Origin of the sequence: Pseudomonas sp. RtIB026, assembly GCF_016861355.2 — a bacterium.
Taxonomy (GTDB): domain Bacteria; phylum Pseudomonadota; class Gammaproteobacteria; order Pseudomonadales; family Pseudomonadaceae; genus Aquipseudomonas; species Aquipseudomonas peradeniyensis.
In genome coordinates this window covers 4155574-4173952 of sequence record NZ_AP023348.2, presented here as the reverse complement: position 1 = coordinate 4173952, position 18379 = coordinate 4155574, and the positions used below count along the sequence as shown (strand labels likewise).

The 18379-nt window shown below is 67.3% G+C and carries 14 protein-coding genes; 5 read left to right on the top strand and 9 right to left on the bottom strand.

All coding sequences use genetic code 11. The features are described from left to right. Nucleotides 1-29: 29 nt before the first annotated feature. The 3 genes from PRtIB026_RS18500 to PRtIB026_RS18490 all read right to left on the bottom strand — a co-directional run bounded on the left by PRtIB026_RS18500 (nucleotide 30) and on the right by PRtIB026_RS18490 (nucleotide 4571). Nucleotides 30-2195, bottom strand: a complete 2166-nt coding sequence (locus PRtIB026_RS18500) for a TonB-dependent siderophore receptor (RefSeq protein ID WP_267812647.1) — start codon at nucleotides 2193-2195, stop codon at nucleotides 30-32. Between the two features lie 316 nt (nucleotides 2196-2511). Continuing rightward, nucleotides 2512-3354 carry a TIGR03915 family putative DNA repair protein gene (locus PRtIB026_RS18495; RefSeq protein ID WP_203652363.1) on the bottom strand — a complete coding sequence of 281 codons (843 nt, stop codon included), beginning with the start codon at nucleotides 3352-3354 and terminating at the stop codon, nucleotides 2512-2514. Next, complete coding sequence (locus PRtIB026_RS18490; protein WP_203652364.1) at nucleotides 3351-4571, bottom strand: putative DNA modification/repair radical SAM protein; 1221 nt, start codon at nucleotides 4569-4571, stop codon at nucleotides 3351-3353. Before PRtIB026_RS18490 ends, PRtIB026_RS18495 begins: the two co-directional genes overlap by 4 nt. Before the next feature lie 554 nt (nucleotides 4572-5125). Here PRtIB026_RS18490 and PRtIB026_RS18485 point away from each other — a divergent pair. The 3 genes from PRtIB026_RS18485 (at nucleotide 5126) to PRtIB026_RS18475 (ending at nucleotide 10801) form a co-directional block, all read left to right on the top strand. Continuing rightward, nucleotides 5126-6328, top strand: a complete 1203-nt coding sequence (locus tag PRtIB026_RS18485; protein ID WP_203652365.1) for a TolC family protein — start codon at nucleotides 5126-5128, stop codon at nucleotides 6326-6328. Nucleotides 6329-6433: 105 nt separating this feature from the next. Next, nucleotides 6434-7630, top strand: a complete 1197-nt coding sequence (locus PRtIB026_RS18480) for an efflux RND transporter periplasmic adaptor subunit (RefSeq protein ID WP_203652366.1) — start codon at nucleotides 6434-6436, stop codon at nucleotides 7628-7630. Nucleotides 7631-7645: 15 nt separating this feature from the next. Beyond that, a complete protein-coding gene (locus tag PRtIB026_RS18475) occupies nucleotides 7646-10801 on the top strand; it encodes an efflux RND transporter permease subunit (RefSeq protein WP_203652367.1) in 3156 nt (1051 codons plus the stop codon). Nucleotides 10802-10922: 121 nt separating this feature from the next. Here PRtIB026_RS18475 and PRtIB026_RS18470 read toward each other — a convergent pair whose 3' ends face one another. The 5 genes from PRtIB026_RS18470 to PRtIB026_RS18450 form a co-directional block, all read right to left on the bottom strand. Next, nucleotides 10923-11420, bottom strand: a complete 498-nt coding sequence (locus PRtIB026_RS18470; protein ID WP_203652368.1) for a DoxX family protein — start codon at nucleotides 11418-11420, stop codon at nucleotides 10923-10925. Nucleotides 11421-11548: 128 nt separating this feature from the next. Continuing rightward, nucleotides 11549-12274, bottom strand: coding sequence for a sel1 repeat family protein (locus PRtIB026_RS18465; RefSeq protein WP_203652369.1), 726 nt, complete (start codon nucleotides 12272-12274; stop codon nucleotides 11549-11551). A gap of 92 nt (nucleotides 12275-12366) precedes the next feature. After that, entirely contained in the window at nucleotides 12367-13467 is a 1101-nt protein-coding gene (locus PRtIB026_RS18460; RefSeq protein WP_232855541.1) for a hypothetical protein, read from the bottom strand. Between the two features lie 26 nt (nucleotides 13468-13493). Next, on the bottom strand, nucleotides 13494-14126 hold the full coding sequence (locus PRtIB026_RS18455) for a LysE family translocator (RefSeq protein WP_232855540.1): 633 nt from the start codon (nucleotides 14124-14126) through the stop codon (nucleotides 13494-13496). A gap of 2 nt (nucleotides 14127-14128) precedes the next feature. After that, nucleotides 14129-14905, bottom strand: coding sequence for a YqcI/YcgG family protein (locus PRtIB026_RS18450; RefSeq protein ID WP_203652370.1), 777 nt, complete (start codon nucleotides 14903-14905; stop codon nucleotides 14129-14131). A 189-nt stretch (nucleotides 14906-15094) separates the two neighbouring features. On the opposite strand from PRtIB026_RS18450, the gene PRtIB026_RS18445 reads away from it, so the two are divergent. Then, the gene (locus tag PRtIB026_RS18445) at nucleotides 15095-16015 is read left to right on the top strand and encodes a LysR substrate-binding domain-containing protein (RefSeq protein ID WP_203652371.1); all 921 of its coding nucleotides are present in this window, start codon (nucleotides 15095-15097) and stop codon (nucleotides 16013-16015) included. Here the strand turns inward: PRtIB026_RS18445 and PRtIB026_RS18440 are convergent. Further along, nucleotides 15996-16907, bottom strand: a complete 912-nt coding sequence (locus tag PRtIB026_RS18440; protein ID WP_203652372.1) for a LysR family transcriptional regulator — start codon at nucleotides 16905-16907, stop codon at nucleotides 15996-15998. The genes PRtIB026_RS18445 and PRtIB026_RS18440 overlap by 20 nt on opposite strands. A gap of 114 nt (nucleotides 16908-17021) precedes the next feature. On the opposite strand from PRtIB026_RS18440, the gene PRtIB026_RS18435 reads away from it, so the two are divergent. Then, nucleotides 17022-18227 (top strand): MFS transporter, encoded by a 1206-nt coding sequence (locus PRtIB026_RS18435; protein WP_203652373.1) that lies wholly within the window; start codon nucleotides 17022-17024, stop codon nucleotides 18225-18227. The last annotated feature ends 152 nt before the right edge of the window (nucleotides 18228-18379 follow it).

Genomic DNA, 18379 nt, shown 5'->3' with positions numbered 1-18379 from the left:
CCTGGACGCGCGTCCCTGCGCCTCGGGATTCAGAAACTGTACTTGGCCGTCAGCATCAGGTTGCGCGGATCGCCGAAGGTGTCGCTGCCATAGTTCACAGACTTGGAGATCGACGAGTAGTACTTGCGGTCGAACACGTTGTTGGCATTGAGCTGCAGGTCCAGGTGCTGGTTGACCGCGTAGCCGGCCATCAGGTCGGTGACAGCGTAGGCGCCCTGCTCGAGGCGGTAGCTGCCGCCGTCGGCCACGGTGAAGTCGTTGTACATGCGGCTCTGCCAGGTGACGCCGCCACCGACCCGCAGTTTTTCCAGCGGGCCCTGGAAGCGGTAGGTGGTGAACAGTTTCAACTGGTGCTGCGGCGTGTCGGACTCGAACGGCTTGTTGACCTTCTCTGGATTCTTGGCGTCCTTGACCGTGTGTACGCGGGCATAGGTATAGCCTGCGCCGATCTGCCACTGCTCGGTCAGCGCGCCCTGCACCTCGAAGTCGATCCCCTGGCTGCGCACTTCGCCGGAGGCCTCGTAGCAGGCGAACTGACCGGCCCGGCACAGGCTCTTGTCCACCTCGACCGCGCGGTTCTCCTGATCAATGCGGAACACCGCGAGGCTGGCGTTGAGCGCGCCGTCGAAGTACTCGCCCTTGATGCCCACCTCGTAGTTCTTGCCTTCGATCGGCCGCACCGGCGTGCCGCTGGGGTCCTTGTTGTCCTGGGGCTGGAAGATGTCGGTGTAGCTGGTGTACAGCGAGTGGTGCTCGTCCAGCTCGTAGATCAGGCCGGCATAGCGGGTGACGTTGCGGGTCACCTTGTAGTCGCCCTCGTTGCTGCCGCGCTGGTCGTAGTCGTACCAGTCAAGGCGCCCGCCTAGGATCAGCTTGAGCGGGTCGGCCAGGCTCAGGCGGGTGGTGGTGTACACGCCTTCCTGGTTGATCAGGTAGCGGCTGCTGCTGGTGTGCAGGAAGTCCGGTTTGCCGCCGTCGATGGGGTAGTCCAGGTCGTAGGGGCTGTAGTTGCGCTCGGTCATGTCGTAGATGCGCTTGCTGGCACCCACCACCAGCTCGTGGGTGCGGCCGAAGGCCTCGAACGGGCCGCTGGCGAAGGTGTCCAGGCCCAGCTGGTTCTCGTCGTGGGCCGACTGGTAGACCGTACGGCTCAGCGGCTTGGCCAGGTCCCAGCGCGACTGGTAGGAGCCACGGAACAGCGCGTTCTGTTCGCTGTAGATGGCGTTGACCTGCAGCTTCCAGTCATTGGCCAGGCGCTGGCGCAGCTCGGCGAACAGGGTGTTGATCTCCTGGTCCTTGACCTCCCAGTCGGTGGCCGGGTTGTACGAACGGGGCAGGTCCTGGTGGTGGCCGTTCAGGTCGGTGGGAATCGCGCCCCAGAATACGTTGGTCTTGTCCTTCTGGTGGGACAGGCCAAGGGTCAGGGTGGTGTCCTCGCCCAGGTCGGCCTCGGTGATCGCGTAGAACAGCCCGTGGTCTTCCTGCTGCCCGTCACGGAAGCCGTTGGCGTCGCGGTACGAGGCCACCACGCGACCGCGCAGGGTGCCACTGTCGTTGAGCGGGCTGGAGGCGTCGAGTTCGCCGCGGTAGTTATCCCAGCTGCCGGCGGCACCGGTGAGGGTGACCTTCTGTTCCGCCAGCGGACGCTTGCGCACCAGGTTGATGGCCGCCGAAGGCGTACCGGAACCGGTGACCAACCCGGTGGCGCCGCGCACCACCTCGACCCGGTCGAACATCGCCAGGTTGGGCTGGGCGCCGACCACCCAGCCGGTGTAGGCGCTGGGGATGCCGTCGTACATGATGTTGTCGACGTCGAAGCCGCGGGCCTTGTAGGTCTGCCGGCCCGGGCCGTTGGACTGGTTGAGGAACAGCCCCGGGGTGTACCTGGCCACGTCATTGATGCTGGTCATGCCCTGGTCGTCCATGCGCTGGCGGGTGATCACGGTCACCGCCTGGGGCGTTTCGCGCATGGTCAACGGCAGCTTGGTGGCGGTGGACATGGAGCCGGTGGTGTACGACTTCGACCCCTCGGTGGTGCTGCCCAGGCTGCTGTCGTTGATGGCCGTGGCGCCCAGCTCGATCACGGCCGGCGCTTGCTCCTCGGCCAGCGCCGGGGTGAGGGTCGCCATGCAGATGGCCATGGCCAGCAGGTTGCGGCTGGGCGTGAAACGGTGAGGGGAGAGGTGCGGTGACATGCCGGGCTTTATCCTTATTGCTAGTGCTTATGAGAATAATTAGCAATAAGTGTGTCGGATTATCAGGCTCGTAACAATGCATCCGAATCTGAATTGATGAATTTTTCAAAAATTCAATTCGATTGAGTTATTTCTTGTGGAGTCATCCCCGTGGGAGCGGGCTTGTCGGAACGCCGCACCGCCCGGATCACCGGCTATGCCGGTGCCATACACCGCTTCGCGGGGCAAGCCCGCTCCCACGATGGTGATGCTGGCAACCCTGTTCCCTGTGGGATATCGCAGCACGAAGGGCTGGGCGATCTCCTGCAGGTGACGGTTATGGCAGTGGATCAGCCACCGTAATCCGTTTGCCACGCTGACGCCCGACCTCCAGTGCCTGCCCGTCGCGCTGCTTGCCATGTCGCGCCTGGCCGACCAGCTCGGGGATCAGCGGGCCCTCCGGCAGGTGGCGCCAGAAGCGCCCGGGCAGGTGCTGGCGCAACGCACCGGGGTTGAGCCGGGCGGGGTTGAAGGTGTGCCGGTAGTAGGCCAGCCACAGCTCGGCGCCGGGGTCTTCGGCGTTGCGCGCCCATTGCTGCCACGCCTGCGGGCACTGGCGCTGGTAGTCCAGGTGCTGGCCGTCGAAGCGCACGCCATCGAGGGGCGTGGCGATCAACCAGCGCTGGCGCCCCAGGCGATCGGCGAAATGCCCGCAAGCGCTGTCGAGGATGTCGTGGGCAGGTTCGTGGTAGGCGACCAGGTCCAGTTGCAGTTGTTCGGCCAGTGCCTCGGGCAGCGGCACGAAGCGCACGAAGGCATGCAGGTGATGGGCTTCGCGGCCGACCTGGCGGATGCGCCGCTGCATCTCGCTGCCCAGGCGGTCGCCGGCGAGCATGGCGGTGCGATCGCCGTGGGCGACGCGCCAGAGTACTTCGTACAGCAGGTTCCAGCGCTGCTCGCCGCGGTAGCGACCGGCCTGCTCCAGCTGGGCCAGCAGCGCCGCCGGCACGCGGGCGCGGAACGGGCCGGGGCCGACGGGCAGGGGCGTGGGCACGGCCAGCAGGTCGTCCATACGTGCCTGGCCCCAGGTCACCGTGGCCGGGTCGATGCCATGGCCGAGCAGTTGCCGCGCCTGGTCGCGCCAGGTGGCGAAGTCGTCGCCGCAATCCAGCGCAATCATCCCCACAGGCCCATCTGCACCGGTGCCTGGGGTTCACGCAGGCGGGCGCGCAGCAGGCCACTGCGCAGCTCGGCCTGGGCCGGGCCGTAGTCGCTGGTGACGATGAACGGGCGGGCCTTGTCCAGCACGCAGCGCAACTGGATCAGGTCGTCGTAGCGGATACGCCGCTCACGGCGCAGGGCCACCAGGCGCTGCACGCTGCGCAGGCCGATACCGGGGATGCGCGCCAGCAGGGCCGGCTCGGCGCGGTTGACGTCGAGCGGGAACACCTCACGGTTGGCCAGCGCCCAGGCCAGCTTGGGGTCGATGTCCAGGGCCAGGTTGCCGGTTTCGCCCAGCAGTTCGCCGGCCTTGTAGCCGTAGCCGCGCAGGAGGAAGTCGGCCTGGTACAGGCGGTGTTCGCGCAGCAGCGGCGGGGCCGCCAGGGGCACGCTGGACGGGCTGTCGGGGATCGGGCTGAAGGCGGAGTAGTAGACGCGCCTGAGGCCGTAGCCCTGGTACAGCGACTCGGCGTTGCGCAGCAGGGCGCTGTCGTCGGTGGCGTCGGCGCCGACGATGACCTGGGTGCTTTGCCCGGCGGGGGTGAAGCGTGGCGCCCGTGGGTCACCGGCGACGGCCTGCTGGCCGTGGTGGATCACGCCCATGGCCTGGCGGATGGTGCTGGCGCGTTTTTCCGGGGCCAGGCGTTCGAGGCTGGCGTCGGTGGGCAGCTCGATGTTCACGCTCAGGCGGTCGGCCAGGCGCCCGGCTTCCTCGATCAGCAGCGGGTCGGCGTCGGGAATGGTCTTGAGGTGGATGTAGCCGCGAAAGCCATGCTCCTCGCGCAGCAGGCGCGCCACCCGGATCAGCTGCTCCATGGTGTAGTCGGCCGAGCGGATGATGCCGGAGCTGAGAAACAGGCCGCTGATGCAGTTGCGCCGGTAGAAGTCCAAGGTCAGGCGCACCACTTCCTCGGGGCTGAAGCGCGCCCGCGGCACGTTGCTCGAGCGGCGGTTCACGCAGTATTGGCAGTCGTACAGGCAGAAGTTGGTCAGCAGCACCTTGAGCAGCGACACGCAGCGCCCGTCGGGGGTGTAGCTGTGACAGATGCCCATGCCGTCGGTGGCGCCGAGGCCGTCGCGACCACGGGAGCTGCGCTTGGGGGCGCCGCTGCTGGCGCAGGACGCGTCGTACTTGGCGGCATCGGCGAGGATGCCGAGCTTGGCGATGAGCTGCATGGGGTAATCCGATTTTACTGTTCATGCATACAGTATTTCGGCGTTGGGCTGATAGCAAGTGTTTGCAGGTGGTTTTGATGGCGTGATGGCGCAGAGGTGCCTGGCGAGAGTCCTGTAGCGCCTATCAGATCGAGCGCCGCCCGCGCGGCGCATCGCGGGACAAGCCCGCTCCTGCATTTGTTGCAACGTGCCGAACCTGTCAGGCCATGGTTGCCCGCCTTGGTGCCTGTCTTGAGACAGATGAAGCGGCAGCGGTGCACACGCTGAAACCGTGTCGGACCAACAAGGCGGACCAGGTAATGGCACAGGATTGACTGGCCCGAAACAGATGTAGGAGCGGGCTTGTCCCGCGATGCGCCGCGCGGGCGGCGCTCGATCTGACAGGCGCTGCAACTCTAACGTCGAACACCCTGAAAGACCCTCATCTCAAGGCGATCCACCCTCGGCACCCCTTGATTACAAAATTGTAATCTTCCCGCCACCCCCCCGATAACCACCGCTGCCTAAAGTCCCTCGCCAAAGCATTCCGCCGCTTGTCGACGAGGACTTCCGCCGTGCCCATCCCCCGCAAGATCGCCTTGCTCTGCCTGTTGCTGGCCGGCCCTGCCGGTGCCCAGGGCCTGAGCCTGGAGCAGGCGCTCGACGCCGCCTTTGCCCAGAACCCGGACTTCGCCGCCATCGGCCGCGAGATCGGCATCGCCGAGGGCGAGCGCCGCCAGGCCGGGCTGATTCCCAACCCCGAGCTGTCCTGGGAAGTCGAGGACACCCGCCGCGACACCAGCACCACCACCGTGACCCTCAGCCAGGCCCTGGAGCTGGGCGGCAAGCGCGGCGCGCGGATCGAAGTCGCCGAGGCCGGCCAGGCGATCGCCCGGTTGGAGCTCGAGCGCCAGCGCAACAGCCTGCGCGCCGATGTGATCCAGGCCTTCCATGCCGCCTTGCGGGCACAGACCGCGCTGGAACTGGCGCAACAGTCGCAGGTGCTGACCGAACGCGGCCTGCGGGTGGTGGAAGGGCGGGTGCGGGCCGGGCAGTCCTCGCCGGTGGAGGCCACCCGTGCCCAGGTGCAGTTGGCCCAAGCCGAGGCGGCGGTGCGTCGGGCACGCACCGAACGTGGCGTGGCCAACCAGGCCCTGGCGCGCCTGACAGGCAGTGCCGAGGCCCGCTTCGACCGGCTCGACGCGAGCAACCTCTCGCCTGGCCCGGCGCCGCAGACCGAGCGCCTGCTGGCCAAGGTCGAGCAGACTGCCGAGTGGCGCCTGGCCGCGGCGCAGATCGAGCGTGGCGATGCCAGCCTCGGCTCCGAGAAGGCCCAGCGCATCCCCAACCTGACCGTCAGCCTCGGCAGCCAGTACAGCCGCGAGGACCGTGAGCGGGTCAACGTGGTCGGGCTGTCGATGCCGCTGCCGCTGTTCGACCGCAACCAGGGCAACGTGCTGGCCGCCGCCCGCCGCGCCGACCAGGCCCGCGACCTGCGCAACGCCGTGGATCTGCGCCTGCGCAGCGAAACCCGCAGCGCCCTGGAGCAGTGGGGCACGGCCATGGGCGAGGTCCAGGCCTACGACCGCACCATCCTGCCCGCCGCCCAGCAGGCGGTGGACACCGCCACCCGCGGCTTCGAGATGGGCAAGTTCGCCTTCCTCGATGTGCTCGATGCCCAGCGCACGCTGATCGAGGCGCGCGGGCTGTACCTCGAGGCGCTGGCCCAGGCGACCGATGCCCGGGCGCAGGTGGAGCGGATCTACGGCGAGCTTTGAGCCTCGTCCCATCGCGGGGCAAGCCCGCTCCCACGGGAATGCGTGGGAGCGGGCTTGCCCCGCGATGGGCCCTGAACTGCAACGACTTTTCCAGCAGGAGCAACAATGACCAACCCACGCAAGCTCGCCATCCTCGCCGCTGCCCTGGCCGTTCTCGGCCTCGGTGGCGCGGCCTGGACCGGTACCCTTGGCAAGGCCGGCAGCGGCCAGGCCCAGCACGACGACCATGGCGAGGAAGGCCATGGCCATGAAGAAGGAACGGCAGAGGAGCATGCCGACGAAGAGGGCCAGCTGCACCTCTCCGCCGAGCAGATCCAGGCCGCCGGCGTGCAACTGGCCACTGCCGGCCCACAAAGCCTGGGTACCGCCATCAGCTTCCCCGGCGAGATCCGCTTCGACGAGGACCGCACCGCCCACGTGGTGCCCCGCGTCCCCGGCGTGGTCGAGTCGGTGCAGGCCGAGCTGGGCCAGGCGGTCAAGCGCGGCCAGGTGCTGGCGGTGATCGCCAGCCAGCAGATCTCCGAACTGCGCAGCGAGCAGCAGGCCGCCCAGCGCCGCCTGGAGCTGGCGCGCCTGACCTTCGAGCGCGAGAAGCAGCTGTGGCAGGAGCGCATCAGCGCCGAGCAGGACTACCTGCAGGCCCGCCAGGCGCTGCAGGAGGCCGAGATCGCCGCCGCCAACGCCGGGCAGAAGGTCGCCGCCGTGGCGCCGGCCGGCAAGGGCAATCGTTACGAGTTGCGCGCACCGTTCGACGCGGTGGTGGTGGAAAAGCACCTGACCGTGGGCGAGGTGGTGGACGAGACCAGCAATGCCTTCACGCTGTCTGACCTGAGTCGGGTCTGGGCCACCTTCGCCGTGGCCCCGCGCGACCTGGACAAGGTAGTCAGCGGCCGTGGCGTCAGCGTCAGCGCGCCGGACCTCGGTGCCCAGGTGGAAGGCAAGGTCAACTACGTCGGCAGCCTGCTCGGCGAGCAGAACCGCGCCGCCACCGTGCGCGCCACCCTGGCCAACCCCAATGGCGCCTGGCGTCCCGGGCTGTTCGTCAACATCGCGGTCACCGTCGAGCGTTTCGACGCCGCCGTGGTGGTGCCGGAAAGCGCCCTGCAGACCTGGGAAGAGCAGACCGTGGTGTTCGCCCGTACCGACGAAGGCTTCGAGGCCCGCCCGGTGAAGACCGGGCGCCGCGACGCTGGTCAGGTGGAAGTGCGCGAGGGGCTGGCCGCCGGCACCGTGGTCGCCGCCGCCGGCAGTTTCGTCCTCAAGTCCGAGCTGGGCAAAGGCTCGGCCGAACACAGCCACTGACCGGGGACGCCTTTCATGTTCGAACGTCTTATCCAGTTCGCCATCGAGCAACGCCTGGTGGTGATGCTCGCCGTGGTGCTGATGGCCGCCGTGGGCATCCACAGCTACCAGAAGCTGCCCATTGATGCCGTGCCCGACATCACCAACGTGCAGGTGCAGATCAACACCGCCGCGCCCGGCTACTCGCCGCTGGAGACCGAGCAGCGCATCACCTTCGCCATCGAGACCGCCATGGCCGGCCTGCCGGGCCTCAAGCAGACCCGCTCGCTGTCACGCTCGGGATTGTCCCAGGTGACGGTGATCTTCGACGACGGCACCGACATATTCTTCGCCCGCCAACTGGTCAACGAGCGCCTGCAGGTGGCCCGCGAGCAGTTGCCCGAGGGCATCGAGGCGGGCATGGGGCCGATCTCCACCGGCCTTGGCGAGATCTTCCTGTGGACGGTCGAGGCCAAGGAGGGCGCGCTCAAGGACGACGGCACGCCCTATACCGCCACCGACCTGCGGGTGATCCAGGACTGGATCATCAAGCCGCAGCTGCGCAACGTACCGGGCGTGGCCGAGGTGAACAGCATCGGCGGCCATGCCAAGCAGTACCTGATCGCTCCCGAACCCAAGCGCCTGGCGGCCTACAAGCTGACCCTCAACGACCTGGTCGCGGCGCTCGAGCGCAACAACGCCAACGTCGGTGCCGGCTACATCGAACGCAACGGCGAGCAGTTGCTGATCCGCGCCCCGGGCCAGGTGGCCTCGGCCGAGGACATCGCCAACATCGTCATCTCCAGCGTCGATGGCACGCCGATCCGCGTCAGTCATGTGGCCCAGGTCGGCCTGGGCCAGGAACTGCGCTCGGGCGCGGCCACCGAGAATGGCCGCGAGGTGGTGCTGGGCACGGTGTTCATGCTGATCGGCGAGAACAGCCGCACGGTGTCCCAGGCGGTGGCGGCCAAGCTCGAGGAGATCAACCGCAGCCTGCCCAAGGGTGTGGTGGCGATCACCGTCTATGACCGCACCAACCTGGTGGAAAAAGCCATCGCCACGGTGAAGAAGAACCTCATCGAAGGCGCGATCCTGGTCATCGCCGTATTGTTCCTGTTCCTGGGCAACATTCGCGCGGCACTGATCACCGCCATGGTCATCCCGCTGTCGATGCTGTTCACCTTCACCGGCATGTTCAGCAACAAGGTCAGCGCCAACCTGATGAGCCTGGGTGCGCTCGACTTCGGCATCATCGTCGACGGCGCGGTGGTGATCGTCGAGAACGCCATCCGCCGCCTGGCCCACGCCCAACAGCATCATGGCCGCATGCTGACCCGCTCCGAGCGCTTCCACGAAGTGTTCGCCGCCGCCCGCGAGGCACGCCGCCCGCTGATCTACGGGCAGTTGATCATCATGGTGGTGTACCTGCCGATCTTTGCCCTGACCGGGGTCGAGGGCAAGATGTTCCACCCCATGGCCTTCACCGTGGTGATGGCACTGCTGGGGGCGATGATCCTCTCGGTGACCTTCGTGCCGGCAGCCCTGGCGCTGTTCGTCACCGGCAAGGTGAAAGAAGAGGAGGGTGTGGTCATGCGCACCGCCCGCCGTCGCTACGCCCCGGTGCTGGACTGGGTGCTGGGCCGACGCAACCTGGCCTTCGCCGGCGCCGCCACCCTTGTGCTGTTGTCCGGCGTGCTGGCCAGCCGCATGGGCAGTGAGTTCATCCCCAGCCTCAGCGAGGGTGATTTCGCCCTGCAGGCCCTGCGCGTGCCGGGCACCAGCCTGTCGCAATCGGTGGACATGCAGCAGCGCCTGGAGAAGACCATCATCGCCCAGGTGCCGGAAGTCGAGCGGGTGTTCGCCCGTACCGGCACCGCCGAGATCGCCTCCGACCCGATGCCACCGAACATCTCCGATGCCTACGTGATGCTCAAGCCCCGCGAGCAATGGCAGGACCCGGGCAAGCCGCGCGATGAGCTGATCGCCGAGGTGCAGCGCGCCGCCGCCAGCGTGCCGGGCAGCAACTACGAGCTGTCGCAGCCGATCCAGCTGCGCTTCAACGAGCTGATCTCCGGGGTGCGCAGCGATGTCGCGGTGAAGGTGTTCGGCGACGACATGGAGGTGCTCAACCGCACCGCCGCGCAGATCGCCGCCAGCCTGCAGCAGGTGCCGGGCGCCTCCGAGGTGAAGGTCGAGCAGACCACCGGCCTACCGGTGCTGACCATCGATATCGACCGTGACAAGGCGGCCCGTTACGGCCTGAATGTGGGCGACGTGCAGGACGCCATCGCCATCGCCGTGGGCGGTCGCACTGCCGGCACCCTCTATGAAGGCGATCGCCGTTTCGACATGGTGGTGCGCCTGTCGGAGGCGCTGCGAACCGATGTCGACGGTTTGTCCAGCCTGCTGATCCCGGTACCGGCCAGCGCCGCCGCCGGTGCTTCGCAGATTGGTTTCATCCCGCTGTCGCAAGTGGCCACCCTGAACCTGCAACTGGGCCCCAACCAGGTCAGCCGCGAGGATGGCAAGCGCGTGGTGGTGGTCAGCGCCAACGTGCGCGGGCGTGACCTCGGTTCGTTCGTCGAACAGGCCTCGCAGACGCTGATCGACCAGGTGCAGATACCGCCGGGCTACTGGACCCGCTGGGGTGGCCAGTTCGAGCAGCTGCAGTCAGCGGCCGAGCGCCTGCGGGTGGTGGTGCCGGTTTCGCTGCTGCTGGTCATGGCCTTGCTGCTGATGATGTTCAACAACCTCAAGGATGGCCTGCTGGTGTTCACCGGCATCCCCTTCGCACTGACCGGTGGGGTGCTGGCGCTGTGGCTGCGGGATATCCCGCTGTCGATCTCGGCGGGGGTGGGCTTTATCGCGTTGTCGGGCGTGGCGGTGCTCAACGGCCTGGTGATGATTGCCTTCATTCGTAACCTGCGTGAGGAAGGTCGAGGCCTGCGCGCCGCGGTGGAGGAGGGCGCGCTGACCCGCCTGCGGCCGGTGCTGATGACCGCGCTGGTGGCGTCGCTGGGGTTCATTCCCATGGCCCTGGCCACGGGCACCGGCGCCGAGGTGCAGCGGCCGCTGGCGACGGTGGTGATCGGCGGAATCCTGTCGTCGACGGCGCTGACCTTGCTGGTGTTGCCGGCGTTGTATCAGTGGGCGCATCGGCGGGATGAGGACAACCTGGCAGAAGGTATGTAACGCTATCTCCTGTAGGAGCGGCCTTGTGCCGCGAAAGGGCCGCGCAGCGGCCCCAGATTTCAGCATTTATGTAACAATCGCCGGGGCCGCTTTGCGGCCCTTTCGCGGCACAAGGCCGCTCCTACAGGTATCTGCGCAGCCAGTGATCCAGACTCAACCTGCCAGCCCCCTTCAACAGCAACGGCAGCAACGCCACCAGGTAGATCAGCGGCAGTTTGAAGTTGCCGAAGCCCTGGTCGGTGATCGCATACCCCCGCCCCAGTTCCGCCAGGCTCGACCACTGGCTCGGCCAGTGCACCGCGGCTATCGCCACCACCGTCACCACCATCAGCACCGCCGAGGCCAGCCGGGTACCGAGCCCCAGCAGCAGGAGCAGCGGGCAGATCAATTCGGCCCACATCGACAGCTGCCAGTTGAGGTCCGCCGGCAGCAGGTCGAACGGGAACGGAAAACTGCCTTGCAGGTCGGCGAACCAGTTGGCGCCGTTGAACTTCTCCAGGCCCGATTCGAAGAACTCCCAGGCCAGGAACAGGCGTAGCGGCAGGTCGGCGCTCCAGTTGCCGGTGTGATCAAGGGCGTTGAACAGCTTCCATTCAGCAAACAGTGGCAGGGCTTTCATGGGCAGGCTTCCCGGTGTAGGCGGCAACGGCGGGGTGCCGTCGCGCTGTTGTGGCCGGGAGTGTGCAGGGCGGGGGTATCGGCAGTGTGTCGGGGGCGATGGGGTTATGTATCGCTGTGTAGCGAGGCTCAGCGATTGCTGGTCAGGCGCTGTTGCGCCGCCGCGCAGCCGTTGATGTCCACCGCCTTCTGCAGGAAGGCCTGGCGCTGGCGGGGGTCGAGCTCACCGAGCAGCCGGTAGATCTCGGCCTGGTAGTCGCGCTGGCGCCCCCACTGCATTTGCAGGCCCTGCGGGCGGGTGCGGCTGCACGCCAGGCGGGTGGCCGGCTGTGGGTAGTAGGCGGCGTACAGGGTGGCCATGCTGGGCACCGCCTCCAGGGCCTCGCGGTAGGCGGGGCTGGCATTGTAGGGCGAACACCAGTGGGCGATGGCCAGCGCGGGCGGGGCGAAGCCTTGCTTGAGGCTGGCCTCCAGCAACGGGCAGGCGGCTTCGGCGATCTGTCCTGCCGGCAGATAGGTGGTGTAGTACAGCGCCAGGCGGTACTGCGCCACCGGGTGGCCGAGGGCCACCGACCTCTTCAGCAGGGCCACCGCCGTTGGCAGCGTGTGGGCCATCGCCTGGCCTTGGCGGCTGAGCTCGGGGTCGCCGCCGGCGGTGCGCAGCGGGCTGGCGCCGTCGTCCTGGCTGTCAGCCTGCTCGAGCAGCGGCAACGCCTGGCGATAGAGCAGGTCGGCATGGGGGTCGATGTTCACGTCCAGGGCCTGGGCGCCTGTGGCGGCCAGCAGCAACGGCAACGACGCGACCAGACAGGCGCGGGGACGGGCCAGAAGCGAGGGGACGGCAGGAATGGTCATGGCGGTTACGCGGTTGCCTCGGGCAAATCAGGAGCGACGACGGCCTATTCTATCCATCCGCGTGCGTTCCCCGAAAGCCCGGCGTGCGGCCATCAGACCAGCTTGATCGGCGCGACCTTGCGCAGGGCCTGTCTTTCCTGGGCTAACCCCAGCTTGGCGGTGATCACCTTGGCCAGCGTGTTGTTACCCAAATCATTGAAGTGCAGGCGGTCGACGAACAGGTGCTCGGCGAACACCGGCGAACTGCTGAGCATGCTGTTCATGTCGTAGCAGGGGACCGGGTCGGCCTGGCTCTTGATGCGACGGAAGAAGGCCATGTGCAACTGGCTGTCGAAGGTGTCGCCGAGCAAACGGTCGAAATTCGACGGCTGACGCTCAAGCTTGCCGAGCATGGCCTGTTCCGCCTTGGGCAATGCCTCGCGGCACCAGGGCAGCAGCGGCTGCAGGATGAAGGTGAGGGTGGTGTGGCCGTCTGCCAGCAGGCGGTCCCATTGGCGCAGGGTGCGGCCCACGGCATCGGCGGCGCGGATCAGGCGCTTGTCCGGACTCGATAGCGGTTCCACCTGCGGCCAGTGTGCTTCCCGGGCCGGCGCCAGGAGCTGGCCCAGGCGTTGCCAGAATGATTCGCGGCGCGCTTCGCCTGGCGTTTGCACGCCTTCGTTGAAGCGGTTGAGGAAATCCTGGTAGGCCTGCGCCCGGTGCGGGTCCTGTGCGCCGGACAACACCTCGGCGAGGGCCTCCTGGGCCAGCGTGTTCAGGCCGCTGAGCACCACCACGTGACCGATCTGGCCAAAACGGTGCTGATGGGTGAGGAACATCAGCAGTTCCTGGGTGGCGTTCAGGCCGCAACCGGCAAGGCTCAGCCAGATCTCGCCAGTCAGTACCGACAGGTACGAGGCCACAGTATGCTCGTCGGAACTGGCGCCGATGCCCATCGCGGTGGAGCCGCCCACCAACAGGTTGACCCGCGCCGCGCCACCGCGCTCGGCCACCGAGAAGCGCTTGCCGGCGCAATGGCTGTAGCGCATGCCCAGGGCATCGGTGTTGATGGTGCCGGAGCGATAGCCGCGCTCGTGCACGTACAGCGTGTGCGGCGCGCGGCGGCTGCCCAACTGCAGGAAGCGCTGGTAGTCCTGCGCCAGGGGGTCGGGCGTGCCCATGCTGCCGGTGGCGGCGGGGTCGATCGGGGTCATGGGCGCTCCTTCTTTTGGGGGTTGGCTCAGGCGGCCAGCTCCTTGAGGTTGTAGGCCAGGCCGACGCCGGCGATCAGCAGCAGGGCGACCCCCGAGGCCAGGCTGATCACACGGTTGCTGCGCGGCGAGGCGATCTTGCCGATGGCGAAGATGTACAGGCTGAGCACGGCGAAATCGATGGCGATCCACAGCAGCGACAGCACCACCATGCTCTTGCCGAACGACTCGGTGATCTGGATGAACTGTGGGAAGAAGGCGATGAAGAAGATGATGTCCTTGGGGTTGGAGATGCCGACCATGAAGCCCTGCAACAGGCCGCCACGACCCGGCTGCGCGCTGGCCGATGGCTGCGGGGCACTGTCGACCGGTGCTTGCAGCGCCTCGCGCAGGGTGCCAAGGGCGATGTAGCCGATGAACAGGCAGCCCAGCAGGCTCATGCCGCTGAGCCAGGCCTTGTCGATGGCCGCGCTGGTCAGGATGATCCAGGCGGCCGCGCCGATCAGCACCAGTGACGCCCAGTTGGTGCCGACCGCGGTGAACAGGGCCTTGCGCGAGCCCGAGGCGGCGGCGGTGTTGACGATCAGGGCCACCACCGGGCCGGGCGTGGCGATCAGCAGCAGGACGGTGAGGGCGTAGGTGGCGGTCAGTGCGGTATTCACGATCAGTTCTCGGTGAGGGTTGCAGCGGTTGCATGGGCATGGAACGGGCAGCGCGCCGGGCTCGGCGAGCCGGGCTCCTGCAGTTGGTACTGCTTCCATTCGAAGTTGTCGTCCTGGCCAAAGAAGCCCAGGGTGTCGGGCATCACCCCGTCGTTGTAGTGGCGCACCCGTTCGCGGATGCGTGCGCGGATGCGCTGGCCGCTTTCGGTGCTGGCGCTGGCGACCTCGTCGAAGCTTTCCCGCGGGTTGATGACGAAGGCGATGTGCCGGCCCAGGTTGCGGCTTTTCATCAAGCGGTGGGCGGGGAAGCTCATGTTGATGAACAGCGGCATGCCGGCGAAGCAGAACGACCAGCGCGTGTCGTGCGGGTCCTGCGGGACCTCTTCGGGCCAGGGCTGCGGGTCGCGTGCATGGACCTGGTTCAGCACATCCCAGGCCAGTGTCTGTTGCGCCTGCAGCGTTGTGTCGGGCGCCGTCTCGAGGAACACCAGCAGCGGGTTGCCGATGCGCTGCTTGAGCGGAATCGGCTCGATGGTGCGGATGTAGTCACCCAGGCCCCGGGCAATATCGTCGGCCAGCCGTTCGGCACGGGCGAAGACGATGTGGCAGGTGCGCGCGTTGACCGCCTTGCGTCCGAACAGGCACGGGAAGTCGGGGTTGGCGAGGGTTTCCTTGAAGTGTTCTATGGTCTTGTGCGTCCAGTGGTGGCGGTTCTGGACATGTTCATCGGCGAGCTCCAGCGCATCCAGGCGGTAGCAGTTTCCATAACCCGTAAACATGATTTCCCCAGGCATATCCGTATGCAGTGTTTAGTAGGACTTCTCGTTCAATAGATCGTTTTCATTACAACTCGGCAGGTTTGCTATATTTAATTGTTATTTACCGGCATTTTCCGAGATGGTTCCCGCGTTGTAAAACGCCTGGATCTATGACCTACTATTAGCTTCACTCATGCTCTGGAAGGCGCCATGTCGGAACGGATTCAAGCCTTGCACGCCTTGCGCGCCTTCGAAGTGGCCTCGCGTTACGGCTCCTTTACCCGCGCGGCCCAGGAGCTGGCCCTGACCCAGGGCGCGGTCAGCCACCACATCAAGACCCTCGAAGCCCTGTTCGGCTGCGACCTGTTCGAACGCCGCGGCCCCAAGCTGCGCCTGACCGAGCACGGCCGGCTGCTGGCCCAGGAGCTCAAGGTCGGTTTCAAGATCATCGAAAACGCCTGCGCGCTGCTGCGCCAGGACCGCTATGGCGTGCGCCTCAAGGCACCTTCCACGCTTACCGTGCGCTGGCTGCTTCGGGCCCTGGACGGCTTCAAGCGGGTCGACAACAGCTGCTCGGTGCAGTTGTCGAGCGTGTGGATGGACATCGACGCGGTGGACTTCTATTCCGAACCCTATGACTGCGCCATCCTGCTCGGCAACGGGCGCTTTGCGGCAGACGTGGAGAGCCTGAAACTGTTCGATGAATGGCTGATCCCGGTGTGCCACCCGAGCTACCTCGAGCAGGCCCGGCCGGAGCTGTCGGTGCTTTCCAGCTGTGAATTCCTCCACCCCTCGCCGGACCGGCGTGACTGGCGGCGCTGGCTGGCGCGCATGGACGCGCTGGACATCAGCATCGACCAGGGCCAGGTGTTCGATACCCTCGACCAAGGCATCTCGGCCGCCCAGCAGGGGCTGGGCATCTCGGTGGTCGACCTGGTGCTGGCCAGCGCCGACCTGGCCGCGGGCAACCTGGTCACGCCGTTCCCCCACGCGGTGGCCACTGGCGATGGCTACTACATGACCTGGCTCAAGGCCAGCCCCAAGGCCCACCAGATGCACAAGCTGCGCGACTACCTGGTGGCGCAGGTGCCGGGGTTGTCGCACAAGGACATCAGCTACCTGTACGGCTGAGGTCGGTGGCCGGCAGCACCCGTTCGAGCATGAAGTCGATGAACACCCGCAGCTTGGGCGGCATCTGCCGCCCCGATGGCCACAGCAGGTAGAAGCTGCCGCGCCGCTCCATGAAACTTTCGAGCACGCTCACCAGTCTGCCGGCCGCCAGTTCCTTGCGCACGCTGAAGTCCGGCAGGCAGGTGATGCCGCGGTGGTTGAGGGCAAAACAGATGCGCGTCTCGACATGGTTGCAGACCATCGAGATGGGGATCGTGTAGTCCTGCTCGGGGTGCTCCCGGCGCAGCGGCCAGGTTTCCAGCTTGCCGCTGCTGGGGAAGCGGTAGTGCAGGCAGCTGTGCCCGGCCAGTTCGCGGGGATGCTGCGGCGTGCCGCGCTCGCGCAGGTATTCGGGGGAGGCCACCAGGCGATGCTGGAAGTGCCCGAGGAACTTGGCGTTGAGCCGCGAGTCCAGCGGCTGGCCACCGCGCATCACCACGTCGAAGCCCTCGCCGACGATATCCACCATGCGGTCGCTGAAGTCCAGGTCCAGTTCGATCTCGGGGTAGCGCGCCATGAACTCGGCCAGCGCCGGCATCACCAGCCCGGTCACCTGCGGCAGGCTGACCCGCAGGCGCCCGCGGGGCGCGCCGCTGGCCTGGGAGAGTTCCTGCTCGGTGGCTTCGATCTCGGCGAGGATGCGCCGGCTGCGTTCGAGGAACAGTGTGCCCTCGGCGGTCAGGGTGATGCTCCGCGTGCTGCGGTGGAACAGGCGCACGCCCAGGCGTTCCTCCAGCCGTGCCACGCGCTTGCCCACGGCGGACGCACTGATCCCCAGCGACTGGCCGGCGGCGACGAAACTGCGGGTTTCGGCGACCCGGTTGAAGACCATGAAACCGCTGAGGCTGTCCATGTTGCACTCCGATTGCGGACATCGATGTCCTGACTGATCGGAATTGTACCCGGCTTTTTCCGCAATGCCCCAGCGGCGCACCATGCCTGCCTTGATCGATAGCCGGAGACAACCATGCATTCACCTTCCCCGACGGCGAGCGTCGCCGCATCCCCCGCCAGCGCCGCACGCCTGCCCCTGAGCGGCCTGCTGGCCCTGGCCCTGACCGGCTTCATCGCCATCCTCAGCGAAACCCTGCCGGCCGGCCTGCTCGACCAGATCGCGGACGGCATGCAGATCAGCCAGGCCATGGCCGGGCAGTGGGTCACGGCCTATGCCCTGGGCTCGCTGCTCACCGCCATTCCACTGGTGACCCTGACCCAGGGCTGGTGGCGGCGCCGCGCGCTGTTGCTGGCCATCGCTGGCTTCATTCTGTTCAACGGCCTCACCGCACTGTCCTCTGACAACACCCTGACATTGTGCCTGCGCTTTCTCACGGGCGCCGCCGCCGGCCTGGCCTGGGGCCTGATCGCCGGCCATGCGCGGCGCATGGTGGAGCCGGCCCAGCAGGGCAAGGCCATGGCGGTGGCGATGCTCGGGCAACCCATCGCGCTGTCGCTGGGCCTGCCTATCGGCACATGGCTCGGCGCCTGGTTGGGTTGGCGCGCAGCCTTCGTGGTGGTCACGGTCGCGGCGTTGCTGCTGACCGTCTGGGTGGTGCGAGCGGTGCCGGATTTCCCCGGCCAGGCCGCCGGCAAGCGCCCCGCGGCACTGGCGGTGCTGCGCACGCCGGGCGTGGCGCGGGTGTTGCTGGTGATCCTGGCGTGGATCCTCGGCCACAACATCCTCTACACCTACATCGTGCCGCTGCTGGCGGCGGCGGGCATGGCGGCCGAGGTGGGCCAGGTGCTGATGACCTTCGGCCTGGCCTCGCTGGCCGGCATCGTGCTGGTGGGCCTGGGTGTCGACCGTCATCTGCGCGGGCTGGTGTTGCTGTGCCTGGCCGGGTTCGCCCTGGCGACCCTGGCCTTGGGGCAGGCGCAGGGCGCTGCGTGGCTGGTGCATGTCAGCGTGGCGCTGTGGGGGATGACCTACGGCGGTGCGCCGACGCTGTTGCAGACCGCCTGCGCCGATGCGGCGGGCGAGGGCGGCGATGTGGCGCAGTCGATGCTGGTGACGGTGTGGAATAGCGCGATCGCCCTGGGCGGGATCATTGGCGGGCTGCTGCTGGTCGGCGCCGGGGTCGGGTCGTTTGGCGCGGTGGTGCTGGGGCTGGTGGCGCTGGCGTGGCTGCTGGTGTTGAGCGGGCGGCGGACCGGGTTCGTCGCGGGCGCACGTTAGCCCGGGGGAACGCAAGCGTGTAGGAGCGGCCTTGTGCCGCGAAAGGGCCGCGAAGCGGCCCCGGCGATCTTCCATCAACACTGAGATCCTGGGGCTGCTACGCAGCCCTTTCGCGGCACAAGGCCGCTCCTACAAGGGGCAGGGCATGGCTG